Annotated in this window: 21 protein-coding genes; 16 read left to right on the plus strand and 5 right to left on the minus strand. The window is 63.8% G+C overall.

Annotated elements, in window-relative coordinates; translation table 11 throughout:
* Window positions 1–130 precede the first annotated feature (130 nt).
* The 5 genes from COLINT_RS00165 (at window position 131) to COLINT_RS00185 (ending at window position 6,962) form a co-directional block, all read left to right on the plus strand.
* Complete coding sequence (locus COLINT_RS00165; RefSeq protein ID WP_006722239.1) at window positions 131–1,798, plus strand: formate--tetrahydrofolate ligase; 1,668 nt, start codon at window positions 131–133, stop codon at window positions 1,796–1,798.
* An 8-nt stretch (window positions 1,799–1,806) separates the two neighbouring features.
* Window positions 1,807–2,679, plus strand: a complete 873-nt coding sequence (gene folD, locus COLINT_RS00170) for a bifunctional methylenetetrahydrofolate dehydrogenase/methenyltetrahydrofolate cyclohydrolase FolD (protein ID WP_006722240.1) — start codon at window positions 1,807–1,809, stop codon at window positions 2,677–2,679.
* 196 nt (window positions 2,680–2,875) lie between these two features.
* A complete protein-coding gene (locus COLINT_RS00175; protein WP_006722241.1) occupies window positions 2,876–4,528 on the plus strand; it encodes a C69 family dipeptidase in 1,653 nt (550 codons plus the stop codon).
* Between the two features lie 145 nt (window positions 4,529–4,673).
* Window positions 4,674–5,156, plus strand: a complete 483-nt coding sequence (locus tag COLINT_RS00180; protein WP_006722242.1) for a hypothetical protein — start codon at window positions 4,674–4,676, stop codon at window positions 5,154–5,156.
* Between the two features lie 6 nt (window positions 5,157–5,162).
* Window positions 5,163–6,962, plus strand: coding sequence for an ABC1 kinase family protein (locus tag COLINT_RS00185; RefSeq protein ID WP_006722243.1), 1,800 nt, complete (start codon window positions 5,163–5,165; stop codon window positions 6,960–6,962).
* On the opposite strand, the gene COLINT_RS00190 is transcribed toward COLINT_RS00185, so the two are convergent.
* The 3 genes from COLINT_RS00190 to COLINT_RS00200 form a co-directional block, all read right to left on the minus strand.
* The gene (locus COLINT_RS00190; RefSeq protein WP_006722244.1) at window positions 6,874–7,791 is read right to left on the minus strand and encodes a methyltransferase domain-containing protein; all 918 of its coding nucleotides are present in this window, start codon (window positions 7,789–7,791) and stop codon (window positions 6,874–6,876) included. The genes COLINT_RS00185 and COLINT_RS00190 overlap by 89 nt on opposite strands.
* A 3-nt stretch (window positions 7,792–7,794) precedes the next feature.
* Entirely contained in the window at window positions 7,795–8,331 is a 537-nt protein-coding gene (locus COLINT_RS00195; protein ID WP_006722245.1) for a GNAT family N-acetyltransferase, read from the minus strand.
* A gap of 191 nt (window positions 8,332–8,522) precedes the next feature.
* Entirely contained in the window at window positions 8,523–10,679 is a 2,157-nt protein-coding gene (locus tag COLINT_RS00200; protein WP_006722246.1) for a class I tRNA ligase family protein, read from the minus strand.
* 151 nt (window positions 10,680–10,830) lie between these two features.
* Here COLINT_RS00200 and COLINT_RS00205 point away from each other — a divergent pair, with 151 nt between their 5' ends.
* The 3 genes from COLINT_RS00205 (at window position 10,831) to queA (ending at window position 13,512) form a co-directional block, all read left to right on the plus strand.
* On the plus strand, window positions 10,831–11,631 hold the full coding sequence (locus tag COLINT_RS00205) for a DUF3267 domain-containing protein (RefSeq protein ID WP_006722247.1): 801 nt from the start codon (window positions 10,831–10,833) through the stop codon (window positions 11,629–11,631).
* Complete coding sequence (locus COLINT_RS00210) at window positions 11,628–12,224, plus strand: epoxyqueuosine reductase QueH (RefSeq protein WP_006722248.1); 597 nt, start codon at window positions 11,628–11,630, stop codon at window positions 12,222–12,224. Before COLINT_RS00205 ends, COLINT_RS00210 begins: the two co-directional genes overlap by 4 nt.
* 61 nt (window positions 12,225–12,285) lie before the next feature.
* Complete coding sequence (queA, locus tag COLINT_RS00215; protein ID WP_039910176.1) at window positions 12,286–13,512, plus strand: tRNA preQ1(34) S-adenosylmethionine ribosyltransferase-isomerase QueA; 1,227 nt, start codon at window positions 12,286–12,288, stop codon at window positions 13,510–13,512.
* A 517-nt stretch (window positions 13,513–14,029) separates the two neighbouring features.
* Here queA and COLINT_RS00220 read toward each other — a convergent pair.
* The gene (locus tag COLINT_RS00220; RefSeq protein ID WP_006722252.1) at window positions 14,030–15,436 is read right to left on the minus strand and encodes a coiled-coil domain-containing protein; all 1,407 of its coding nucleotides are present in this window, start codon (window positions 15,434–15,436) and stop codon (window positions 14,030–14,032) included.
* A 135-nt stretch (window positions 15,437–15,571) separates the two neighbouring features.
* Here COLINT_RS00220 and COLINT_RS00225 point away from each other — a divergent pair, with 135 nt between their 5' ends.
* The 8 genes from COLINT_RS00225 to COLINT_RS00260 all read left to right on the plus strand — a co-directional run bounded on the left by COLINT_RS00225 (window position 15,572) and on the right by COLINT_RS00260 (window position 22,590).
* Window positions 15,572–16,030 (plus strand): hypothetical protein, encoded by a 459-nt coding sequence (locus tag COLINT_RS00225; RefSeq protein WP_006722253.1) that lies wholly within the window; start codon window positions 15,572–15,574, stop codon window positions 16,028–16,030.
* Window positions 16,031–16,185: 155 nt separating this feature from the next.
* Window positions 16,186–16,839 (plus strand): helix-turn-helix domain-containing protein, encoded by a 654-nt coding sequence (locus tag COLINT_RS08075; RefSeq protein WP_006722254.1) that lies wholly within the window; start codon window positions 16,186–16,188, stop codon window positions 16,837–16,839.
* Between the two features lie 156 nt (window positions 16,840–16,995).
* Entirely contained in the window at window positions 16,996–18,135 is a 1,140-nt protein-coding gene (gene tgt, locus COLINT_RS00235) for a tRNA guanosine(34) transglycosylase Tgt (protein WP_006722255.1), read from the plus strand.
* A 106-nt stretch (window positions 18,136–18,241) separates the two neighbouring features.
* Entirely contained in the window at window positions 18,242–18,946 is a 705-nt protein-coding gene (locus COLINT_RS00240) for a zinc metallopeptidase (RefSeq protein ID WP_006722256.1), read from the plus strand.
* A 58-nt stretch (window positions 18,947–19,004) separates the two neighbouring features.
* Window positions 19,005–20,483, plus strand: coding sequence for an exodeoxyribonuclease VII large subunit (gene xseA / locus COLINT_RS00245; protein WP_006722257.1), 1,479 nt, complete (start codon window positions 19,005–19,007; stop codon window positions 20,481–20,483).
* Between the two features lie 69 nt (window positions 20,484–20,552).
* Entirely contained in the window at window positions 20,553–20,819 is a 267-nt protein-coding gene (xseB, locus tag COLINT_RS00250) for an exodeoxyribonuclease VII small subunit (protein WP_039910177.1), read from the plus strand.
* 142 nt (window positions 20,820–20,961) lie between these two features.
* Window positions 20,962–21,297, plus strand: coding sequence for an HIT family protein (locus COLINT_RS00255; protein WP_006722259.1), 336 nt, complete (start codon window positions 20,962–20,964; stop codon window positions 21,295–21,297).
* Window positions 21,298–21,417: 120 nt separating this feature from the next.
* On the plus strand, window positions 21,418–22,590 hold the full coding sequence (locus COLINT_RS00260; RefSeq protein WP_006722260.1) for an acetate/propionate family kinase: 1,173 nt from the start codon (window positions 21,418–21,420) through the stop codon (window positions 22,588–22,590).
* A gap of 154 nt (window positions 22,591–22,744) precedes the next feature.
* On the opposite strand, the gene pta is transcribed toward COLINT_RS00260, so the two are convergent.
* Window positions 22,745–23,725, minus strand: a complete 981-nt coding sequence (gene pta, locus COLINT_RS00265) for a phosphate acetyltransferase (RefSeq protein WP_039910178.1) — start codon at window positions 23,723–23,725, stop codon at window positions 22,745–22,747.
* Window positions 23,726–23,895: the final 170 nt, after the last annotated feature.

A 23,895-nucleotide genomic window follows, 5' to 3' on the forward strand; every position in this document is an offset into this window, starting at 1 on the left:
GGACAAATTATCGACTCGCACCCCGGATGTTCCCATGCGGACAATTGATTGACCGTTCGCGGGGTGCGTCGGGGCTTTCTGCGCACGTGCTATCCTTGATTGGTTACACCTCAACACGAAGGGACCCGCCATGCCGACTGATATCGAAATCGCCCACTCCGTCGAGCCGTGGCCGATCCAGCAGGTGGCCGAGACCGCCGGCGTGGACGCCAAACACCTGATTCCCTATGGCTTCGACAAGGCCAAGGTGGATTACTCGCTGCTCAACGAGCCGAGCGACCACGAGGCCAAGCTCGTCCTCGTCACTGCCATCAACCCAACGCCCGCGGGCGAGGGCAAGACCACGACGACCATCGGTCTGGCCGACGCTCTGCGTCGCCGCGGCGTCAAGAGCGCTGTCGCGCTGCGCGAGCCCTCGCTCGGCCCGGTCTTCGGTGTCAAGGGCGGTGCCGCCGGCGGCGGATACGCCCAGGTCATCCCCATGGAGGATATCAACCTTCATTTCACCGGCGACTTCCATGCCATCGGTGCTGCCAACAACCTGCTCGCTGCCATGCTGGATAACCACATCCAGCAGGGCAACGCGCTCGGCATCGACGTCAAGCGCATCACTTGGAAGCGCGTCGTCGACATGAACGACCGTCAGCTCCGCCATGTCATCGACGGCATCGGCGGCAAGGCCCAGGGCGTCCCACGCGAGGATGGATTCGACATCACCGTCGCGTCTGAGGTCATGGCGATCCTGTGCCTGTCGACCTCCATCTCCGACCTCAAGCAGCGCCTCGGGGAGATCGTGGTCGGCTACACCTACGACGGCGAGCCCGTTCGCGCCAGCCAGCTCAAGGCCCAGGGCGCCATGGCGGCTCTGCTGAAGGACGCGCTCAAGCCCAATCTCGTGCAGACGCTCGAACACACGCCGGCGTTCGTGCACGGCGGTCCGTTCGCCAACATCGCGCATGGCTGCAACTCCGTCATGGCCACGAGGATGGCCATGCGCTTCGGCGATGTTGCCATTACCGAGGCAGGCTTCGGCGCGGACCTCGGAGCCGAGAAGTTCCTCGACATCAAGTGCCGCATGACCGGGATTCGCCCGAGCGCCGTCGTGGTGGTCGCTACCGCCCGCGCCCTCAAGTACAACGGCGGTGTGGCCAAGGCCGATCTCAACACCGAGAATCTCGAGGCCCTCAAGGCCGGTATGCCCAACCTGCTCCGTCATGTCGAGAACATCCAGAGCGTCTTCGGTCTGCCCTGCGTCGTCGCGATCAACCGATTCCCGACCGACACCGAGGCCGAACTCGACCTCATTGCATCCGAGTGCGAGAAGGTTGGTGTGAACGTTCGTCTCTCCGAGGTCTGGGCCAAGGGTGGCGAGGGCGCACTCGAGCTGGCCGACGAGGTCATGCGCCTTATCGAGGAGCCTCACGAGTTTAAGTTCGCCTATGAGGACGGTACGGATGTAGCAGACGCCCTCGAGGCGATTGCCACCAAGGTCTATCATGCCGACGGCGTCGACTTCGCGCCTGCGGCCAAGCGCCAGCTCGCTGAGCTGCGCGCAAACGGCTTCGGTAACCTGCCGGTGTGCGTCGCCAAGACCCAGTACTCCTTCTCCGATCAGGCGAGCGCGCTTGGCGCCCCCGAGAATTTCCGCATCACCGTGCGCGAGCTCAAGGTGAGCGCTGGCGCCCACTTTGTCGTCGCTCTCACGGGCAACGTGCTCACGATGCCGGGCCTTCCCAAGGTTCCCGCGGCCGAGAACATCGACGTCGACGACAACGGCGTCATTACCGGTCTGTTCTAAGGATCGGTATGGCTACGATTATCGACGGCAAGAAACTCGCTGCCGAGGTTCGCGGTCGCGCTGCCGAGCGCGCTGCGCGACTGATGGCGCGGGATATCCCGTGTGGTCTGGCGGTTGTGCTGGTCGGCGACGACCAGGGCTCCGCCACGTATGTTCGCGCCAAGTTGCGTGACTGCCAGGAGTGCGGCATCCCGTCCCAGGATTTCAAGCTCTCCGAGGATACGACGCAAAGTGAGCTCATGTCGCTCATCGAGCGGCTGAACGCCGATCCCTCCATCGCGGGCATCCTGGTGCAGATGCCCTTGCCGGCTCATCTCGATGCCGAGCAGGTTGTCGCCGCGATCGATCCCAAGAAGGACGTCGACGGCTTTCATCCGGAGAATCTGGGCAAGCTCGTCCGAGGCCTTCCGGGGCTTCGCCCTTGCACGCCCGCCGGCATCATGGAGATGCTCGACGCTTATGGTATCGACCCGGCAGGCAAGAACGCGGTGATCATGGGGCGTTCGTCCATCGTGGGCAAGCCCATGTCGCTCATGTTGCTTGCGCGCAATGCCACGATTTCTGTCGCGCATTCCCATACCGACCCGTGCGAGCTCGCTCGGATCTGCCAGAGCGCCGATATCCTCGTGGTCGCGTGTGGCATTCCAAAGATGGTCAAGGGCCCCTGGATCAAACCGGGTGCCGCTGTCATCGACGTCGGCATGGACCGTGACGAGGCCGGTAAGCTCTGCGGCGATGTTGACTTTGCATCTGCCGAGCTCGTTGCGGGTTCCATCACGCCGGTGCCGGGCGGCGTGGGCCCCATGACGCGCGCCATGCTGATGAGCAACGTGTGCCTGGCGGCCGAGCTTCAGCACCCCGAAGCTGCCAAGCTCGCGTAGCGTCTGCTCTCGCGCTTTTCTCTGCAGCGTGCCCGTGGCACGCCCCCGTTTTCTTTGTTGAGCCCCCACCGTGTTCGATGTCCCGGCACCGTTCATGGTGGGGGCTTTGCCGTGCCGCTCGTCAGTTCATCGGCGTAGCCTTGCGTTGCCGAGGGTACACTGTGGCCAATGACCGCACAGACCCCAAGGAGGATTCATGGCATGCACCACGATCTTGGTCGGTAAGCACGCGAGCTACGACGGGTCGACCATCGTCGCCCGCAATGAGGATTCGCCCAACGGCAAGTTCGAGCCTCAGAAGATGATGGTAATCCATCCCGAGGACCAGCCGCGCACCTATACGAGCGTGCTCTCTCACCTGAGCTTCGAGCTTCCGGACAACCCCATGCGCTACTCCAGCGTTCCCGATGTCATTCAGGGTCATGGTGTTTGGGCCGCCGCCGGTTTCAATGAGGCGAACGTCGGCATGAGCGCCACTGAGACCATCACGTCAAATGAGCGAGTGCTCGGTGCCGACCCGCTCGTCGAGTATGTTCCCGCCCATGGTGAGCCCGGCGATCCCGACTATACGCCCGAGGTGCCCGGCGGCCTCTCCGAGGAGGACTTCGTTACCGTCGTCCTGCCTTATATCCACTCCGCCCGCGAGGGCGTTCAGCGCCTGGGTGCGCTTCTCGAGCAATACGGAACCTACGAGATGAACGGCATCGCATTTTCCGATGCCGATGAGATCTGGTGGCTCGAGACGATCGGCGGCCATCACTGGATTGCCAAGCGCGTTCCCGACGACGCCTATGTGACCATGCCCAACCAGCTTGGCATCGACTACTTCGATCTGTTGGACGCCGAGGGCGAGCAGGTCGAGCACATGGCCAGCCCCGATCTGCGCGAGTGGATGGCGGAGAACCACCTCAACCTCACCAATACGAATCGCCTCGAGCCCGAGGACATCCTGGACGAGGAGTACTTCACGGATGATCTCGACGATCTTGAGGGCGAGGAGGCCGATGCGTACGAGGAGTATCTCGCCGACCTCATGGATTTGATTGCGGATGTCCGTGAGGGCATGCGCTCGGGTGAGATTTTCAACCCGCGTGAGGCCTTTGGCTCTCATTCCGATTCCGACCATGTCTATAACACTCCGCGCGCTTGGTATATGCAGCGTTGCCTGAACCCGCACGACGGCTGGGACGGCCCGGATGCCGCGTTCACGCCCGAATCGGACGACATCCCCTGGAGCCGTGTGCCTGAGCGCAAGGTGACCATCGAGGATGTGAAGTATGTCCTGTCCTCCCACTACCAGGGAACCGAATACGATTGCTACGGCAACAAGGGCACGCATGCCACGCGTAACGCGTATCGTCCCATCGGTATCAACCGCAACAGCCAGCTCGCCGTTCTGCAGATCCGCCCGTATGTTCCCGAGCCGCTTCAGTGCATCCAGTGGATGGCCTTTGGTTCGAATGCGTTCAACTCCCTGGTCGCGCTGTACGCGAACGTCGACGAGATGCCCGCGTACCTGTCCGACACCACCGAGCGCGTGACGACCGAGAGCTTCTACTGGGCAAATCGCGTCATCGCCGCCCTTGCCGACGCCCGATTCAACGAGACTTCCGCGAAGATCGAGTCCTACCAGGAGAAGATCGGCTCTCTCGGTCACAAGATGCTGCGTGAGACGGATAAGGCCGCTGCCGATCTTGCCGACGAGCAGATTCCCGCCCTGCTTGCAAAGGCCAACGATGCGCTGTGCGCCGATCTCAAGGTCGCAACGGACAAGCTGCTCGGGCAGGTGCTCTACATCACGAGCTGCGCGATGAAGAACGGCTTCGCGATGTCCGACAACGAGCGCTAAGCTCCAGCTAACCCGATATTCATCGCGACGGCGGCGAGGTTGCAAAACCGTTCGCCGCCGTCGGCTTTTCAGGAGCGGTGATGGGTACAAGTGTTTCTACGGGAGCGCGCGCAACGGGCGCGCGGTGAATGTCTAGGAGGCTTCCATGGCCACGAAATTCGAAGAGCTCGTCAACGGTATGGTCAACGTCGGCTTCGGTGCCGCGGCGGTGACCGCGGAGAAGGGCAAGGAGCTCCTTGATGGGCTGAACGCGCGCGGCGAGGAGGTCCTGCGCGATCTTAACGACCGCGGGGAGCAGGCACGTCACGACAGCCGTTCGTCCGATTTCACGCGCTCCATGTCCGATATCTTCATGGATGCCGGCGGCACGTTCTCCGAGGTGACCGAGCGTCTGAGCGAGCGTGGGGCCACTGCCGCCGAGCGCATCCTCGACGAGCTCATTCTCGCCCGTGTGCGTTTGCTGACCAAGTCCGAGCGCGTCGCGTTCATGGCTCATGTGCGCGACCTGGTCGATTCGGTCGATGACGGCACGGTGACCGTCGAGGTCGAAGAGACTGTGGTCGTCGACGCCGAGCCCGCCGCCCCTGTGGACGCCGAGCCCGTCGAGGACGGTCAGGCGGTCGAGTAACCGCTCATGATCATCGACGCAGAGGACAAGCGCGCTGCGACACCGAGCGCGCACGATGGGGCGAATGCCGCCCGCAAACCGCTGAGCCCCGAGGACACGGTCAACCTCGAAGGGGTTGAGGAGGCGCTCCGCTCATCATGGCGTATGCCGCGCGCCGTCGACGTCTTCCCGGAGGAGCCGGAGGCCATGGCTCCCTCCGAGGAGGTCAAGCTCACCTCGCGCGGCCGTCGCCAGCGCATCGCTGAGATCCTGTCGATCGTGCGCAAGTACGAGGCATGGCATAATCTTACGCCGCGTCGACTGCGGCGTATGCTCGAGGATTTGGGTCCCATGTTCGTCAAGATGGGGCAGATCCTCGCCAATCGCTCCGAGATCCTGCCGCAGGAGTACTGCAATGAGCTGCGTCGTCTTCGCTCGAACGTGGAGCCCGTTCCGTTCGCCGTGGTGAACGATTGCCTCGTCGCCGAATACGGCAGGCCACTCGGCGAGATATTCTCGCATATCGACCGCAAGCCTCTGGGAAGCGCGTCGCTCGCGCAAGTGCATCGAGCCACGCTGCTTACGGGCGGGGATGTGGCCATCAAAGTGCAGCGCCCCGGCGCCCAGCAGGTCATGGCGCAAGACATCGACATCATGCGCTCCATCGTGGCCCAGGCGTCCCATTTTGTGAAAACCGACCAGTTCATCGATCTCAAGGGCGTTGTCGAGGAGCTGTGGCAGTCGTTTCGCGAGGAGACGAACTTCCTCATGGAGGCTCGCAACCTTGACGAGTTCCATCGGTTGCACGAGGATGACGGGGCGATTTCCTGCCCGCGCTCATATTTGGCGTATTGCACCGAGCACATCGTTGTCATGGACTACGTCGACGGCATCTCCATCGCCGATCCCGAGCGTCTGGTCGAGGCGGGGTACGATCTTGAGAAGGTTGGGTCGTCCATTGTCGACGACTATGCGACCCAGGTGCTTCAGGATGGCTTTTTCCATGCCGACCCGCATGCGGGGAACATCATCGTGAGAGACGGCATCGTTTATTTCATTGATATGGGTATGGTGGGGCGTATGTCCAGCCATGACCGCGGTATCGTCAAGGATATGATTTACGCGGTCGCGACGGGCGATGTTCCCAAGCTCAAGGACTCACTCATGCGCTTCGCCGTGACGAGGGGCGATTCCGCCGAGCTCGACCACTCCACGTTCCTCAGCGACCTCGACTTCATCATCGCCGATTTTGCCGGCCTAGATTTGAAGGACCTCGACATCGGCGAGTTCCTGACCTCCCTCATCAGCCTGGCGCGCAAGAACGATGTCGAATTGCCCAGCGTGGTGACGATGTTCGCCCGCGGCATGGTGACGCTCGAGGGCCTGCTCGCCGAGTATATGCCCGACGTCAACATGATTGAGATCATCACCGAGCATATCAAGCATGAGAAAAGCTCGTATCGCCGTGCCCGCGAGGCCGCCGATGAACTGACGCACGCGTCGTACCGCGCCCTCAAGGGTCATCTGGAGATGGCCGAGCAGCTCGGCTTGGCTTCCAGGATGCTCACGCGCGGTCAGCTCAAGATGAACATGCAGGTGCTCGGCAGCGAGCAGGTGCTCCGACATGTCGGCGGCATCGTGGACCGCTTGTCGATGGCGATCGTCATCGCGGGCCTTTTCATCGGCTCATCCGTCGTGTACTACGCCAAGATCGAGCCGGTCATCTTCGGCATTCCCGTTATCGGCTTTTTGGGTTATGCGAGCGCCTTGTTCCTGGCTCTTGGCCTGGGACGAGAGATTTGGCGCAACAGTCACGGCGGAAAGTGAACTGAGCGCAGATGATTTCGGCGTCGACGGTGATGTGCGTCAGAGAGTCGAGATCGAGGGCGTGTTCCTCGATGCTGAAGGCCACGGGGCTCATGCGCACCAGGTCGAGTGCGTCTTCCGCCTGAACGGGAGACATCTGGGTCACGCGGGCCCGACCCACGACGTTCATGTGGCGCATCAGGTGCTCGGAAACGCCGTGGTCGACGAAATCGGCATCGGACAGCTGCTCACCTGCAAGCTCGCGCAGCTCGTGCATATGCTGCGGGGCGGGAATGACCTTGACGAGCATGCCGCCCGGTTTGAGGACGCGTTTGAATTCGTCGTAGTTGGCGGGTGTGAACACGTTGAGGATCGCGTCGACCGTGGAATCGGAGAGCGGGATGTTCGCAAGGTCGGCGACGAGCCAGCGCACCGGACCGCCACCTCGCGCAGCGACGCGAATCGCGTCCTTTGCGATGTCGAGGCCCAAGACGGTCGAGTGGGGGAGCGCGCGAGCCACGTCCTTGGCGTATGATCCTTCGCCGCACCCGGCATCGATGACGGTCGCCGTGCTTGCGAGCTCGTTTAGAGAGGCGGCGACGGCCTGATGCACTTCGCGATAGTAACCATGCTCCATGATGCGCTGGCGGCTCGCGAAGAACGTTTCGTCGTAGCCCTTGAGGGGTTTCTGATGCGGGATGAGGTTCAAAAAGCCCTTCGCCGAGATGGCGAAATCGTGGCCGCTTTTACAGGCGACTGAGGATTGCCGCGCATGCATTTCTGCTCCGCATAAAGGGCAGCGAAGGAGCTCGGCGATGTCGAGGTGCTTTTGAACGCCCGGGCGCGCCATAGGTTAGAGGACCTTCTCGAATGCGATGCGCAAAGGATCGACTTCGCCGGGATAGGGAAGCGTGATGGTGCCGCAGTGGGTGTAGCCGAGCTTACTTACGAGTCCCTGCACGGGGATGTTGCGCTCGTGGGTGTCGACGCGGATGCTCTGAGATCCGTGTTCGCGCGCGATGCGCTCGCCCTCCTCGAACATGAGCGTCATGATGCCGCGGCGGGCGGCGGCGGCGCTGATGGCGCAGCGATGGATGACGGCATAGCGGGGTTCGCGCGAATCCGATTCGGTCAGCCAGGCCCCGTCGATTTGGTCGTAGGTCTCCTCACCCGAGAAGGAAAGCGCCATCACGGCGAGCACGGTGCCGTCCTCGCCGACCGCCACATATGAGGCATCTTCGGTCATGTCGGCCTCGATATCGAGATGATTGGGGTAGTCGCCCAGCCACTGGGGGATGTCCAGCGCCGCAAGCGCCGCCTTGCCGTCCACGAGGCACTTTTCAGCCGCTTCAACGTCGGCGGCAACGGTTTTGCGAATCGCGACTCTCATGCACGAGTTCCTTCCAGTCAAATTCGTCCTGAGCGAATCTCCCGACCATTCTTCTGCGCAGCCAGGTCCCGGGGCGGGGCGAAGGTTTTTGTAGATTCCGCACGAACAGAAAGCCCAGTGAGCTTTCGTCGTGAGCAGGACTTGACCGAGCAAAAACCTTCGCCCCGCCCCGGGACCTGGCGGGCGGTCCGTTAGAACTGCGACGGGTGCTTCGCGAAGAAATCGAAGCGCGGCGGCAGCGCCTTGATGGCGTGCGTGCCGGGCTGCTCGCCCAACTCGGCCGTGAGCTCGTCATTCGTCTTGAAGATGTTGTCCCAGGAGAAGAAGGCGACGGGGTCGATGGCGAAGTGCTCGCAGATCAGCTCGCAGCCCGTGGGCACGATGCCGTGCATGAGGACGGTCGCCACGCGCAGCCCGTGGAACGCGTCGACGAGCGCCTGGTTCATGGCGGTGTCGTCCCCGCTGTTCTTCGCGGCCTTGGAGGCGTCGCTCCAGCGCTTGTTGGCGGCGCGCAGGAACTCATCGCACACGCCGAGGGCGTGGTGCAGCTCGAAGGCGTGCATGGCCTGCTCGAACGCGATCGCTGCCTGTTCGGCTGCGTTGCGCGCGGCTTCGGAAGGCTCGCCCGCGGGGATGCGCCCGGTGCGGTAGGCGGCCTCGTCGCCCTCCTTGACGGCCACGCCGTAGAAGGCCGAGCGGGCCAGGCGGTTGAAAACACCGGTGAGCAGCGCGCCCTCCTTGAGGGCGGGGTCGATCACGCGCTTGTCATCGCGGGCGAGGACGGGGTTGCCTTGGCTGTCCTTGCCGGTCTCGCGCAGGTCGAAGGCCTTCGGGGAGAAGCTGACGGGCTTCTCGCCCAGGCCGAGCGACAGCCAGTGCGCGCGCAGCTGTTCGGGGGTGTAGTGCTCGAGCATCTCATGCGCCAGCGGCGGGGGAGTCTGGGAGCTGGAGCTCGCCTTCTTGCCCATGTACAGGATGTGGTAGTTGGCGGCCACGCAGGACTGTTGCATGTTCCACCTCAGCGCCTCCCACATGCCGGATTGCGCGATGCAGTAGAAGTAGATGTTGTCCTGGCCGATGAATTGGTAGGCGCGGGCATCCTCGCTGGCCCACCAGTCGTGCCAGTCGAGGCTGGCGTGCGTGTAGGTGGGCTCGTCCATGATCATGGCCGGGGCATCGTCCACGAGCTGGGCGTCGGCGACGGCGCACTCGGCGAGCTCGGCGGCAGGCGTGCCCGTGGCCTCGAGCTTGGCGGCGTCGCGCGCGAGGACGGCGCGGGTGAAGCTGATGGGCGCCCACAGGCTCTCGGGCCAGACCCAGGCCGTGAGGTCACGGCAACCCTCGACCTCGGGCAGGGGCACGCCCCACTCGACGTTGCCCGAGATACGGAACGGCACGAGCGCCTTGCCGGAGCGGAAGCGCACGCCGGCTCGGTTGAGGACCTCGTGGGCCTCGTCGCGCTCGCGCCAGGTGGGGAAGACCACCGTGAAGGAGCCCTTGTTGCCCTCGGCCTCGATGACCTCGTGCGCGGGCAGCTCGCCGCGGACGGCCTCGAATTCATCGCGGAACTTCACCTGGATGAACAGGCGCGGGGCGTCGAGCCACTCCTGCATGGTCTTTGACACCACGGAGCGCACGGTGGGATCGGCGGCCAGGCGCTCGGTGTGCTCCCGCATGTACTCGGTGTAGGAGGGTAGGTCGAAGTACAGGTTGTCCACCGGCACGAGCTCGGGCGTCTCGCCGGTGAGCGCGCTCTTGGGGGCGATGAGCTCCTCGGGCTCGAACTGGTGGCCGAGGTCGCACTCGTCGGCGTAGGCCTTCTCGGACTTGCAGCCCTGGATGGGGCAGCGGCCGAGGACCTGGCGGCCGTTCAGGAACTGCCCGGCGGCCGGGTCAAAGAACTGCTTGGTGCTCATCTTGGTGAGCTTGCCCTGCTCGTGCAGGCGCTCGACGATTTCGGCGGTCATGCGCTCGTGGATGTGCACGGCGGGCTCCAGCGCGCTGCCGGCATACAGGTCGCAGGACACGCCGAAGCTGGCCAGGTCAGCTTCCTGGCTGTCGTGGTTCTCGCGCACGTAATCGGAGATGTGCTTGGTGTAGCCGTCTGCCTCACGGCGCTTGCGGAAGCCCTCCATGATGGGGGAGCCGTAGCAGTCGGTACCGGAGACGAAGATCACGTTCTCGCGGCCCAAACGGTCGCGCAGGAAGCGAGCGTAGAAGTCCGCCGGGACGAAGACGCCTCCCACGTGGCCGAAGTGCAGACCCTTGTTGCCGTAGGGCATGCCGGCGGTGACGACGGCGCGACGCGGCCAGGAGGGGCGGTCGGCGGGAGTGAGGTGTGCGGTCATGTGCGTCCTTCTTCCGAGTTTCATGGTGAATAAGATGGTGCGAGGCGACGCGGCGCCGCATTCGGGCGCGGCGTCGCGTCATCTCGATCATTGTCCGAAGTAATCCCACATTATCGCACAGGTGTCCGCATGAGACGCTACACTTGGTCGCATGAGGAAAATAGCCGACATACATGTTTTCGAGGACGAGGGCTTCCTGGCTCGCATGCGCTCCTTGTCGGCCACGGTGCTGGTGGCCGGGGTTCTCGCTGCGATCCTGTGGGCGCTTTCCATGGTGGCGTTGCGCGAGTTCTTCGACGCCCCGGTGACTCCTTTCGAGCTTGGTGCCGTCCTGGGCTCGTTGGGCGACCGTCTCATGGGCGTCGAGGGCACCGGACGTGGCGTCGATATCCGCTGGTGGATCTCCCTTGTCGCTGCCATTCCCGCAACGTTTGTCATCCACGAACTCGTGCACGCGTTGTTTTTCAGGCATTACGCGCCGCCTGGGGCTCAGATCACGTTCGGCTCGAATCTCAAGATGGGCATGATCTACGCGAGCGCCGAAGGGGTTGTGTACCCGCGTGACGCCTACCTTGTCATAGCGTTGGCGCCTTCCGTCATCGTGCCGCTGCTGGTCGTCGTTCTCGGCATCGGTTTTAGGTGGCCGTTGTGGACCATCGTCGTCGCGACTGCCCATCTCTCGGGGTGCACCGGGGATTGGGGGTATGTACGCGCCATTCGTTCCGACCCGACCATTGCCTATTGCGAGGACACCGCGTGGGGCGTCTCCTTCTATGGCGCCCCCTGCCGCCTTCAGCCGCGCCGTGTTTCTCCGTCCGATGCCCGCGCGACGCCTCGGGCGGCGGATGCGGACGGTTCCCACGGGCTTGGTTCGCCGGCTTTGCCCCGTCCGGCGAAATCCGATCGGGGGACATCCGGTTTCAGCGTCGTCGAGGGAGGAAAGCGCCTATGACCCCGTTACTGTTGCATGCATGCTGCGCCCCCTGTTCGCTTGAGCCGGTGCGCTTGCTCGTGGAGGAGGGCTTTGAGCCCACGATATGCTGGACCAATCCGAATATCCAGCCCGTGTCAGAGCATGGCAAGCGTCTTGAGGAGCTCCGTCGCTGGAGTTCCGATAACGGTATTCGCCTGATCGAGGCGGCGGATGACCGCGACCGCTGGGATGCGTCGGTGGCGCGGCTCGGCGCGGATCGAGAGCGCCGCTGCCGCGCGTGCTACGCCTTGCGCCTCGCCGAGGCCTGTCGGGTCGCCGAGCGGGAGGGGTTCTCGCACATCGCCACGACGCTCGCGGTCTCTCCATACCAGTTGTTCGACACGTGCAATGACGTGTTGGAAAAACTCGCGTCGGCGCATGGACTGACCCCGGTTATCCGAGATTTCCGGCCGTGGTACCCGCAGGCGACCGTGCGCTCGCGCGAACTGGGTATGTACCGCCAGAATTACTGCGGTTGCCGTTTTTCGGCCGCCGAGGCCGCGCTCGACCGTGCGCGCATGCGCGATGAACGCAAGGCGGAGAAGGCCCGCCGGGCCGCCCTCAAGGACTGATGCCTCACCGCGCCTGCGCTATCATGGACGGCTGTCGAACTCTCAAGTGAAAGGTGGCGCCATGCGCACCGATGATTTTGATTACAACCTGCCCGATGAGCTGATCGCTCAAGCTCCCGCCGAGCCGCGTGATTCCTGCCGCCTCTTGGTGGTGAACCGCGAGCTTCCGGGCGGTCCCGTCCGTGCTGCGGATGCCGTTGCGCTCGAGCATGGCGGCTCCGTCGAGCATCGTCATTTTTACGATATCGTCGACTACCTCGAGTCCGGTGATCTGCTGGTCGCCAATCAGACGCGCGTCATGCCCGCGCGCCTCATCGGCAAGAAGCCGACGGGCGGTGTGGCCGAGACGTTGCTGCTTCGTCGCCGCGAGGACGTCGATCCCCTCGGGCATGTGTGGGAGTGCCTGGTAAACCCCGGCAAGCGCCTCAAGCCGGGCAACGTTGTCGAGTATCGCGCCGGCGGCCTGCTCGCGCCGGAGGGCGCGCCCGTGGTGCTCACCGCCGAGATCCTCGATTTCATCGACGACTCGAAGGGCGGCCGTCTTGTGCGCTTCGAGCCCGTGGGCGAGAACGAGGGCGGCGTGCCGCGCACGCTTGACGAGGCCATTCACGCCGCTGGCCATGTTCCGCTGCCGCCTTATATCACCGGCTATGAGGGGGACCCGGAGAAGTACCAGACCGTGTATGCCATGAGCGAGGAGCATTCCGCCGCTGCCCCGACTGCCGGCCTGCACTTTACCCCGGAGCTCATCCAGCGCATCAAGGACAAGGGCTGCGGTTGGGCGACGGTCGAGCTCGAGGTGGGTATCGACACCTTCCGCCTGGTGGAGGAGGACGATCCCACCGAGCATGTCATGCACACCGAGCGATATCACGTTCCTGCCGAGGTTGTGGAAGCCGTGCACGCCACCAAGGCGGCCGGTCATCGCGTGATCGCCGTGGGCACCACCGCCGTGCGCTCCCTCGAGAGCGCGTGGGACGCCGCGGCACCCGCGAGCGATCCAGCGGTTACGGCGCGCGGCTTCGAGGGGCGCGAGGATGGTGCGGATGTGCGCGGGGAGGGCGATATCACCGTGCGCGAAGACGCCACCACCAACTTGTATCTCATGCCGGGGTCGACCTTCCACGTGGTGGACGCGCTCATCACGAACTTCCATGTGCCGCGCTCCACGCTCATGATGCTCGTTTCCGCCCTCGCCACGCGCGATCAGATCATCGACGCATACGAGGAGGCCGTGCGAGAGAAGTACCGGTTCTTCAGCTTCGGCGACGCGATGCTCATCGAGTAAAACCTCAATGCCGTTCGCCGGCGATAACGTACCGTTCACTGGGTATTGGCATTCGATGTGCAATACCACTGGTCCCCGGGGCATAAACAGGATGTACCAAAAGAGTCGCAACGTTACCGCGACCGAGACGGGAGGTGTGTCCGATGGGTTTTGAAGATATAGCAGCTTTCGGGCCCGCCGCCTGCGATACCGAGATCGGGTAGATGCAAAAGCGAGCGCACGTGCCGTTCTTAGTTCCACCGGTTGGTTGGTAGGACGATCGAAGAGGAAACGCGTCGGCGGGCTCGATGAATTGGATAGCCCCATTCCTTCGGTAAAAGAAAGTGGGCGAGTCCACCGTAGGATGTAAGAGAGGCGGCGGCATCGCGAGAAGCGGTGTCGCCGCCTTTGTCGTGCGTGGGGGGCTAAGGTTATAGGAGGGCTATAGGGCGGGTTAGGGTTATAGGACAAATAGTGTGTCCAACATCGGGTCGTCTACGCAGGTAGGCGGCCCAGAATCAATCACGCAAACCCCAGGCTACAGGAGCATCCAGATCGCCAGGATGGCCAGCAGGGCGATGCCTGTGATCGCGGCGATGAACCGAATGCGCGAGGCGCGCGTTTGCTCGCGCACATCGCGTTCGGTGTTCGCAAGTTCCTCGACCTCCGCCACGCGGTCGCCGTGCTCGGCGCGGTCGGCCTCGAGGGCATGGGCGATCGCCTCGGTCACCTCCGGATGGGCGATGACATCCTCGGCTTCATCTATGACGGCCTGCGCCGCCGACGCCTCGTCGAGCTTGTCCGTTATAGAGCGATCCTGTGACTTGAGGGACTTCTCCTCGTCCCCAATGCGCTTCCGCAGCTCCTTTTGCCGCGCCTCAGCGGCCTCTTTTGCATCGCTGTATGCGTCACGGGCCTTGTCGGATGCGGCCGCCGCCTCATCGAAAGCGGTCTTTGCGGCTGCGATGGGTTTCTCGGCCGCTGCGACGGCGGCGATCGCCTCATCGATGGCGCGTTGCGTCTCCCGGTCGGTCTGCGGCAGGTCCTCCCGAGCGCTGCGAAGCGCGGCGGCTGCGTCGGAGATCTCGAACTCGAGCTCGCGCGTCCTGACCGAGTACTCTGCGGAGTTGGCGGAGGGGTTGCGCTGGAGTTCTGCGTATTCGGCGTTGAGTGTGGCGAGACGCTTCTCAGCGCTTGCGATGGCCTGTTCGGATGCGATCAGGCTGGCGCGCCGCTCCTCGTTAAGGCGTTCGAGGTCGCTTTTCGCGTCGTCGAGGCGGTTCTGGAGGCGCCGTCCGGACTCTCGCGCGGATTGCTCTTTGTCGGTCGCGGCGTCGAGGGTGACCTTGAGGCGCTTCTCCGTGGTCGTATCCTCCTCGCGCATCTGCTCGAGCTTGCGCTTGAGCTGGCTTACGCGGTCGGCCGTTGCATCTCGTTGAGCTTTCAGGTCTTCGGCTGCCTGCTCGGCATCGCTCTTGCGGGCGCGCTCCCGTTCGATGATCTCGTCGTAGTTCGCCTCAATATTGCGGCGGTGCTCGAGTTCGGCCTCGCGGGCGGCGATGGTGTTCTGAAGTCGCTCGAGTTCGTCGCGTGCCTCGGCATGTGCGCGCCGCGCGCTGCTCATGGCCTTCATGCTCGCAACGCCCTCGGAGAACAGGCCGCTGGGACCGGATGTCTCGACGGCCTCCGTGCCTTCGGGCTCGGTGGGCTCGGTGGCCCCGGGCTCACCGCCATCGGCGTCTGCGGTGTCGCGAGCGTTTTCACCTGCAGACTCGTCTGGGGTCTCGGCTGCATGAGTGGCCGCCATCTGGTTCTGGGCGAGGAATGCCGGGATTTGGCCCGACGGTTCATCCTCGGCGCCCTCGACATCGTCGGAAGGCGTGGCAAGAGGTTCGGCTGCGGTGACGCCTACCGGCTGGTCTTGCAATTCGTCCTGGTCACACATGGTGCGCCTCCCCGTGGTCGTCCGATTCGTCTACCTTATGATAGGGCTTCTGTCGCTGCGGTTGCGCGGTGGTCTCGGTGCACTTTTCACGGTAGAATCACGCGGAAGCAAACGAAAGCGGACGGGGGGACCGACATGGCTCAGCGGGAGATCGAGATCGACGAGGCCCTTGCGGCGGTCGAGGATGCGCTGGATTGCCTCGACGCTGCCGCGCGAGATCTCAAGAGCGCGCGGAACTGGGGTCTTCTCGACATGCTCGGCGGAGGGTTTTGGATTTCCGCGTTCAAGCAGGGCAGGATGCAGGCCGCACAGGAGCACCTCAACGCGGCGCAGCGCGCGCTTTCCCGCCTGGCGGACGAGCTGAACGATGTCCAGGGATTCTCGGGCATCGGTCCCGACGTGGGCGACTTCCTGCTCGCCGCCGATTGGCTGTTCGACAACGTTTTCATGGACGCCATGGTCCAGCAGCGCATCGCCGAATCGCGTGAGCGCGTCGCCCAGGCAATTGCCCAGTGCGAAGACGTGCGCGATCAGCTGCTTGCCCTCAGGCGTTCCAATCGCGGTGCGGGCAACGGTTTGCCCGGGGCCGAGTAGGGGACGAGGCAATTTCTTCGATGGTCTCGTACGCCAATCTTGTCGATCGGCGTTTGGCGCGTCGCGTATTTCTCCGATGTAAAGGACTTTTGACAGACAAGCCACCTCTTCTTCGTTACTGTGAAGGCAGGCAATTCGCTTATGAGGGAGGGGCCATGGAGGGCACTGGAATCGGCACCGGTATTCGGATACAGCGCGAGCGGCTCGGTATGTCTCAGCAAGACCTTGCCCAGGCGTGTATGGTGTCGCGTCAAACCATATCGAACTGGGAGACGGGCAAGACCCTTCCGGATATCCAGAGCATGGCGTATCTTGCCGAGGTCTTTGGCGTTACGGTGGATGACTTGGTCAATCAAGTCGCTCCTGAGCTCGGTAAGCGGGTTTCCGTCGATAAGCGAGAGCTGCTGCTTTTGACCCTTGGCATCATTTTTATCGGCGTGCTCTACATACCGCTGGAAATGGTGCTGGAGCGGTCGGACGTCCCCGCTCCGGATATTCCCGCTGCCGCGGTCGACTCGGTTTTGCTTGTCGGAATCGTCGCGATCATAGTTCGCATGGGGATGATCTTTCGCAAGCACAATTTGAGTACCGACCGGGAGATCGCCGAGTACCTGGTTGGCAACATCCATTCGGCGCCTCAAAAGAAGGGCTTCCTCCGTCGGCATCGCTTCGAGCTGTCTATACTCCTGAGCGTCGTCGCGTGCCTTGCCCTCATGGTTTTCGCAGGGGAGCATTGGAAGGTTGCGTTTTGGATCTTGGCCGCCGTCGCGATTGTACTCCAGGTGGGATTCCAGCTCATTTCCCGCTGAATGGCGCGGGGCGCGGTGCGCGATAGTACAATAAACGGCTGAAATTGCATGGCGCCGGCGGCATGTGAATGCGAGGCCTGCGCGCGGGAGAGTCCCCACGCGCTGGACCGATTGATTCCACGCCCGCCTGGCGCCGAATAACCGAGGAGCCGTTTCATGGACCAATCCCTGTTCAAATACGAGATCGTCGCCGAGGATCCCAAGACGCATGCGCGCGCCGGCATTCTCCACACGCCGCATGGCGATATCGAGACCCCGATCTTCATGCCCGTGGGCACCAAGGCCAACGTCAAGGGCATTCCCACCGAGACCGTGAAGGACCTGGGCGCCCAGATCGTTCTCGCCAACACCTATCACCTTGCCATGCGCCCGGGCGCCGATACGGTGGCCGAGCTCGGCGGCTTGCACGACTTCATGAACTGGCACGGTCCCATCCTCACGGACTCGGGCGGCTTCCAGATCTTCTCCCATTCCGACGCGGTCAAGCTCACCGATGAGGGCGTGCGCTTCATCGCCACCGATTACGACGGCAGCCATGTGTTCTGGACGCCCGAGGACAACATGGAGATCGCCATGAAGCTCGGCAGCGACATCTGCATGCAGCTCGACCAGTGCCCAGGTTATCCCGCCACGTGCAAGTTCGTGGAGCGCGCCGTCGAGCTCTCCAGCATGTGGGCCGAGCGTTGCTACAAGGCCCACACTCGCGATGACCAGGCGTTGTTCGGCATCGTGCAGGGCGGCATGCATTTGGACCTGCGCCTGCGCTCCCTCAAGCACCTCGAGGAGATCGGCGACTTCCCCGGCTACGGCATCGGTGGCTACTCGGTGGGCGAGCCCCACGAGGTCATGTTCGAGACCCTCGAGCCGCTTGTGTCCGAGCACATGCCGCGTCACAAGCCCCGTTACCTCATGGGCGTGGGCAATCCCACCACGCTCGTGCGCGGCGTTGGCTGTGGCGTCGACATGTTCGACTGCGTGCTGCCCACCCGCACCGGCCGCATGGGCACCGCGTTCTCGAGCACCGGCCGCATGAACCTCAAGAACGCCAAGTTCGCCCGCGACCCGCGCCCCATCGACGAGAAGTGCACCTGCCCGGTGTGCACCGGCGGCTACTCCCGTGCGCTCATTCGCCACATGGTCACGCAGAAGGAGATGCTCGGCGGTATCCTGCTGTCGCAGCACAACATCTATTTCCTGCTCGACCTCATGCGTCGCGCCCGCCAGGCCATCATCGATGGCCGCTACGCCGAGTTCCAGGCCGAGTGGCTGGCCGGCGAGGGGGCCGTGGACTTCTAAAGCCGCGCGTATCACATCTGTGCGAAGGCGCCCCGACTTGGAAAGTCGGGGCGTTCTTTTTGGGTACAAGGTCCCACATGTGCACATAGCATCTGAAAGGATTCCCATGCCCTACTACGGCTATTACGGCTTTGGATACGACCCGCTCTATCTGATCATCGTGCTGGTCACGACGGTGGTCGGCCTCATGGCTCAGAGTTATATCAACTCCACGTACCGTCGTTGGTCCCGCGTTCCCTCGGACGGGGAGACCGGTGAGCAGGTTGCCCGCCGTATGCTCGACGCATCCGGTTGCGGCCGCGTGGGAATCCTTGGAACCCCCGGCCATCTGAGCGACCATTACGACCCGCGTGACAACAACCTCTACCTCTCGCGCGAGAACCTCTCCGGCGGCTCGGTCGCCAGTGTTGCGGTCGCCTGCCACGAGGCGGGCCATGCGGCCCAGCGTGAGAGCGGCTATTTCATGATGAAGGTGCGCCACGCCCTCGTGCCCGTCGTCAATTTCACCCAGAACATCTGGACCATCGTGTTCCTGCTCGGCTTCATGATGGACATGGCGGGCCTGACGTCGCTCGCCATTGCCATGTTCGCGTTCTCCGTGGTGTTCCAGCTGGTCACGTTGCCCGTCGAAATCAACGCGAGCCGCCGGGCTGTGGCCTACATCGAGGGCTCTGGCATGAGCGAGGTGAATGTGCGCGGCGCCCGCAAGGTGCTCACCGCCGCGGCGCTCACGTACGTGGCGGCGGCGCTCTCCAGCGTCCTCCAGCTGCTGTACCTCCTCGCCCGCACGCATCGTGACGACGATAACTAGTTTTGTCCGCACGGCGCGTTACGGTGCCGTTGGGTAGACGAGAAGAGGAGGTGTTCGCATGAGTGCCTGGAGTTTGACGGGGTCCACGCCCGACCAGCCGGTGGTGGCCGATATGGGCGAGTCCGATTCGGATGCCCTGTCGGTTTCGCAAGCTGCCGAGTTGGCGGCGGGCGCCCTGCACGGCGTCCCCAAGATCACCGTTTTGGGCGAGGTGACCGGGTTTCGCGGTCCGAACGCCCGTAGCGGCCATTGCTATTTTCAGATCAAGGACGAGTCGGCCGCGCTCGAGTGCATCGTGTGGAAGGGCACCTACGACAAGCGCGCGTTCGATTTGCGCGACGGTCTGCAGGTGCTGTTTACCGGTACGTTCGACCTGTACAAGCCCACGGGCAAGATGAGCTTCAAGGCGAGCTCCTTCACCCTGGCGGGGGAGGGGCTGCTGCGCCAACAGGTCGCGCAGCTCGCGGAGAAGCTCCGTCGCGAGGGGCTCATGGAGCCCGAGCGCAAGCGCCGCATCCCCGTGTTCTGCACCCGCGTCGCCGTCGTGACCTCGCTGTCCGGTGCGGTCATCAACGATGTGAAGCGCACCCTGCGCCGCCGCAACCCCATGGTCGAGGTTGTGTGCGTGGGTGCCAAGGTGCAGGGCGAGGGAGCTCCGGCGGAGCTCGTGGAGGGCCTGCGCCGCGCCGCTGCGATTGCGCCGGCGCCCGACTGCATCCTGCTCGTGCGAGGCGGCGGTTCCTTCGAGGACCTCATGACCTTCAACGACGAGGGCCTGGCGCGCGCGGTGGCCGCGTGCCCCGTGCCGGTGGTCACGGGCATCGGGCATGAACCCGATAACTCGATCTGCGACATGGTGAGCGATCGCCGCTGCTCCACGCCCACCGCGGCGGCGGAGTCCGTCGCTCCGGAGTTCTCCGAGCTGGTGAGCGCCTTGGACGGTCGCGAGCAACGCTTGCAGCGCGTGTTCGAGGGCAAGATCGTCCGCGCCGCCTCCGCTTGCGACGGACTGGGCGGCCGGCTTGGCCGGGCCATGGACGTGCGGCTCGAGCGCGAGCGCCGGTCACTGGATGCGTTCGCAACGCGTCCCTGCCTAACCAGCCCCGCGAACATCGTGGACCGCCGCGAGGTGGAGCTCGCGCAGACCGTCGACCGCTTTTGCACCGCGTGCGAGCGCGCGCAGGGTCGCTTCGCCATGGAGCTCGATCGCCTGGCGCCCCGGCTGCGTTCGAGCACGGCGCAGATGGACCGCATGGGCCATGCCCTCGAGCTCGCGGCCTCTCGCCTGAGGTCCAAAGGCGCACAGCTGTTGAGCGCCCCTGTTGCCGAGCTTGGCCGCTCGGCTGCCGCGCTCGATGCGCTTTCGCCGCTCAAGGTCCTGGGCCGAGGCTATTCGATCGCGTATGACGGAGGCGGCTCGGTCGCCACGCGTGCCGATTCGTTCCATGTGGGCGATGCTTTGCGTCTGCGCATGGCCGACGGCGATGTGCTGGCAACGGTCGATGCCGTCGAGTGTGTCGCGGCACCGCGGGAATAGCGCGCGCCGCTGCACGTTGAATCATGAGATCTTGCCGCGCGTGCGCGGCGACGTGAAAGGATGAAGAACATGGCTGAGTACAAGAACGTCGAGGAGCTCACGTACAAGGAGGCATCCACCGAGTTGGAGCTCATTATCCGTAGCCTCGAGTCGGGCGACATGGAGCTCGAGGAATCGCTCGAGAGCTACACGCGCGGCGTGGAGCTGCTCAAGAGCCTGCGCGCCCGTCTTGCCGGCGCCGAGCAGAAGGTCTCGGTGCTTCTCAAGGATATCGACGGCAACGATGAGCTCGTAGCGGGTTCCCCGGCCGACGACTCCGACGCCCTCAACCTGTAAATTCGCTACGATGTGTCAAGAGGGGACGGGTGCGTTTTGCACATCCGATGCGCCCTTGCGCTCACCGCACGCAGTTTGTCGCGTGCAGATGTGTAAAACGCACCCGTCCCCTTTTACACATCAAGACGATTGGAGCCTTCCCATGTCCGACTGCATTTTCTGCAAGATCGCAGAGCACGAGATTCCTGCCACCGTCGTGTACGAGGATGACCTCGTCATCGCGTTCGACGATCTGAACCCCCAGGCCCCCGTCCATACGCTCGTGATCCCCAAGGCGCACCACGAGAACATCATCGACGGCGTGCCTGCCGAGACGCTCGCCGCCATGACCCATGCCGTCGCCGAGGTCGCGCGTGTCAAGGGCCTCGACGAGGGTTTCCGTGTCATTTCCAACAAGGGCGAGGCCGCCGGACAGACCGTCATGCATTTCCACCTGCATGTGCTGGGCGGCAAGCCGCTGGGAGAGGGCCTTATCTAAGGGATGCGGCCGTCGGCTGCGTTTCTGTGCCGTCCATAGGGACCGCGTTCACGCTATGATAGAGACATACGTGTAAAATCTGCCCGGATCGACCGGGCAACCGAACCACCAAGGAGTGTCATGAACGTTCTCGTTCTCAACGCCGGTAGCTCGAGCCTCAAATTCCAGCTGATGAACACCAAGACTCGCGAGGTCTTCACCAAGGGCAATTGCGAGCGCATCGGCCTGACCGACGGCATCTTCGGCCATGTCGAGGGTGATGGCGAGAAGGTCAAGGAGATCGTGGACTTCCCCGATCACGGCACTGCCATCCGCAAGGTCATCGAGCTCATCAACGAGCATGGCTTCGAGATGGAGGCCTTCGGCCACCGCATCGTTCAGGGTGGCTGGCACTTCGAGGACTCCGCGCTCGTCGACGATGAGGTGCTCGCCAAGATCTACGAGGTTGCCCCGCTCGCCCCGCTGCACAACTATGCCGAGGCCGGCGTCATCGAGCACTGCCGCGAGACCTACCCCGAGCTCCCGAACGTCGCCGTGTTCGACACGTCCTTCCACATGGGCATGCCGCCCGCGGCCTACACCTACGCACTGCCGACCGAGGTGCGCGAGAAGCTGCACATCCGCAAGTACGGAGCCCACGGCACCAGCCACCGCTATGAGTGGCAGACGGCCAAGGAGCTCCTGGGTGAGACCTGCCATCGCGTGCTCTCCTGCCACCTCGGCAACGGTTCCTCGCTGTGCGCCATCGAGGATGGCGTGGTCCGCGACACCACGATGGGCCTCACCCCGCTCGACGGCCTCATGATGGGCACCCGCTGCGGTTCCATCGACCCGGCGACCGTGTGCTACCTCCAGCGCGAGGGCGGCTACGCCTGCGATGAGGTCGACACCATGATGAACAAGCAGTCCGGCTTCCTCGCCATCTCCGAGAACACGAGCGATGTCCGCGATATCCGCGACGGCGCCGCCGCCGGCGATGAGAAGTGCCTGCTCGCGCTCGATATGTTCATCTATAAGGTCGTCGCCCAGGGTGCTGCCATGATCGCCAGCATGTCCGGCGTCGACACCATCACCTTCACCGGCGGTATCGGTGAGAACGACTGGGCGACCCGTCAGGCCGTGTGCGAGTGCTTCGAGTGGATGGGCGTGCGCGTCGACCGCGAGAAGAACAAGAGCATGTGCTCCGGCAAGACCGGCGTGATCTCCACCGCCGGCTCCTCCGTCACCGTCATGGTGCTCCCCACCGACGAGGAGTACATGATCGCCTGCGACGTCGAGCGTCTCGCCAAGTAGGTTCACGTCACATACCGTGAATTTGCAAGGAGCGGCTTCCAGAAGGGGGTCGCTCCTTTTTTCGTTTGGGCGCCCGTCTCCGAGCTTGGCGCAAGAAAAAACCCGGGGCTCTTTGAAGGAGCCCCGGGCAGGGATTGCATATGTGGCGGTTGCGCTACTCGGCCATCTGCGCCTGGACGGCCGTGATGGCCACGACGCCCACGATGTCGTCGGCGGAGCAGCCGCGGGACAGGTCGTTCACCGGCTTGGCAATGCCCTGCAGGATCGGGCCGTAGGCCTCGGCGCCGCCGAAGCGCTGTACCAGCTTGTAGCCGATGTTGCCGGTCTCGAGGTTGGGGAAGACCAGGACGTTGGCGTGGCCGGCGACCTTGGACTCGGGGGCCTTGAGCTCTGCGACGGACGGCACGATGGCGGCGTCGAGCTGCAGGTCGCCATCGATGGCGAGCTCGGGGGCCTTCTCCCTGGCGAATGCGGTGGCCTCCTGGACCTTCTTGGCGGTGTCGCCGCCGGCGGAGCCCATGGTGGAGTAGGAGAGCATGGCGACCTTGGGCTCGACATCGCCCATGAAGGTCTTGAAGGAGTTGGCCGACGCGATGGCGATCTCGGAGAGCTCGTCGGAGGTGGGGGCGATGTTCAGGCCGCAGTCGGCGAACACGAGCGTGCCGTCGGCACCGAACTGCTCGGTCTGAGTGCACATGATCATGAAGGCGGAGACCAGCTTGGTGCCGGGGGCCGTCTTCAGGATCTGCAGGGCCGGGCGCAGGGTGTCGGCGGTGGAGTGGCAGGCGCCGGAGACCAGGCCGTCGGCGTCGCCCATCTTGACCATCATGGTGCCGAAGTAGGTGGCGTCCATGACCTGGGCGCGGGCCTGCTCGATGGTCACGCCCTTCTTAGCGCGGAGCTCGGCGAACTTGCTTGCGTACTCTTCGTGCTTCTCGGCGTTGCGGGGGTCGATGACGGTGGCGCCGGGGACGTCGATCTCGTCGGGGTTGCCCAGGATCACGAGGTTGGCAAGGTCCTCCTCGACGATCTTCTTGGCCGCTTCGATGGTGCGCGGGTCCTCGCCCTCGGGCAGGACGATGGTCTTCTTGTCGGCCTTGGCGGCGGCCTTCATGCGGCCCAGGAAATCACTCATGCAAACGCTCCTCGTCATGCGCGCCCATCATCGTCCTTGTCTGATGATGAGCTTTATTGGTGTGACAGGGGTAATTATATGCCCCGACCGTTATAATCGGTTGGATGAAAACGCGATGCGCGGCTCATGACGGCCCCGCGCGCCGCGAGAGGGAACATTTGCCGTCGCCA

Source organism: Collinsella intestinalis DSM 13280 (genome assembly GCF_000156175.1).
Taxonomy (GTDB): domain Bacteria; phylum Actinomycetota; class Coriobacteriia; order Coriobacteriales; family Coriobacteriaceae; genus Collinsella; species Collinsella intestinalis.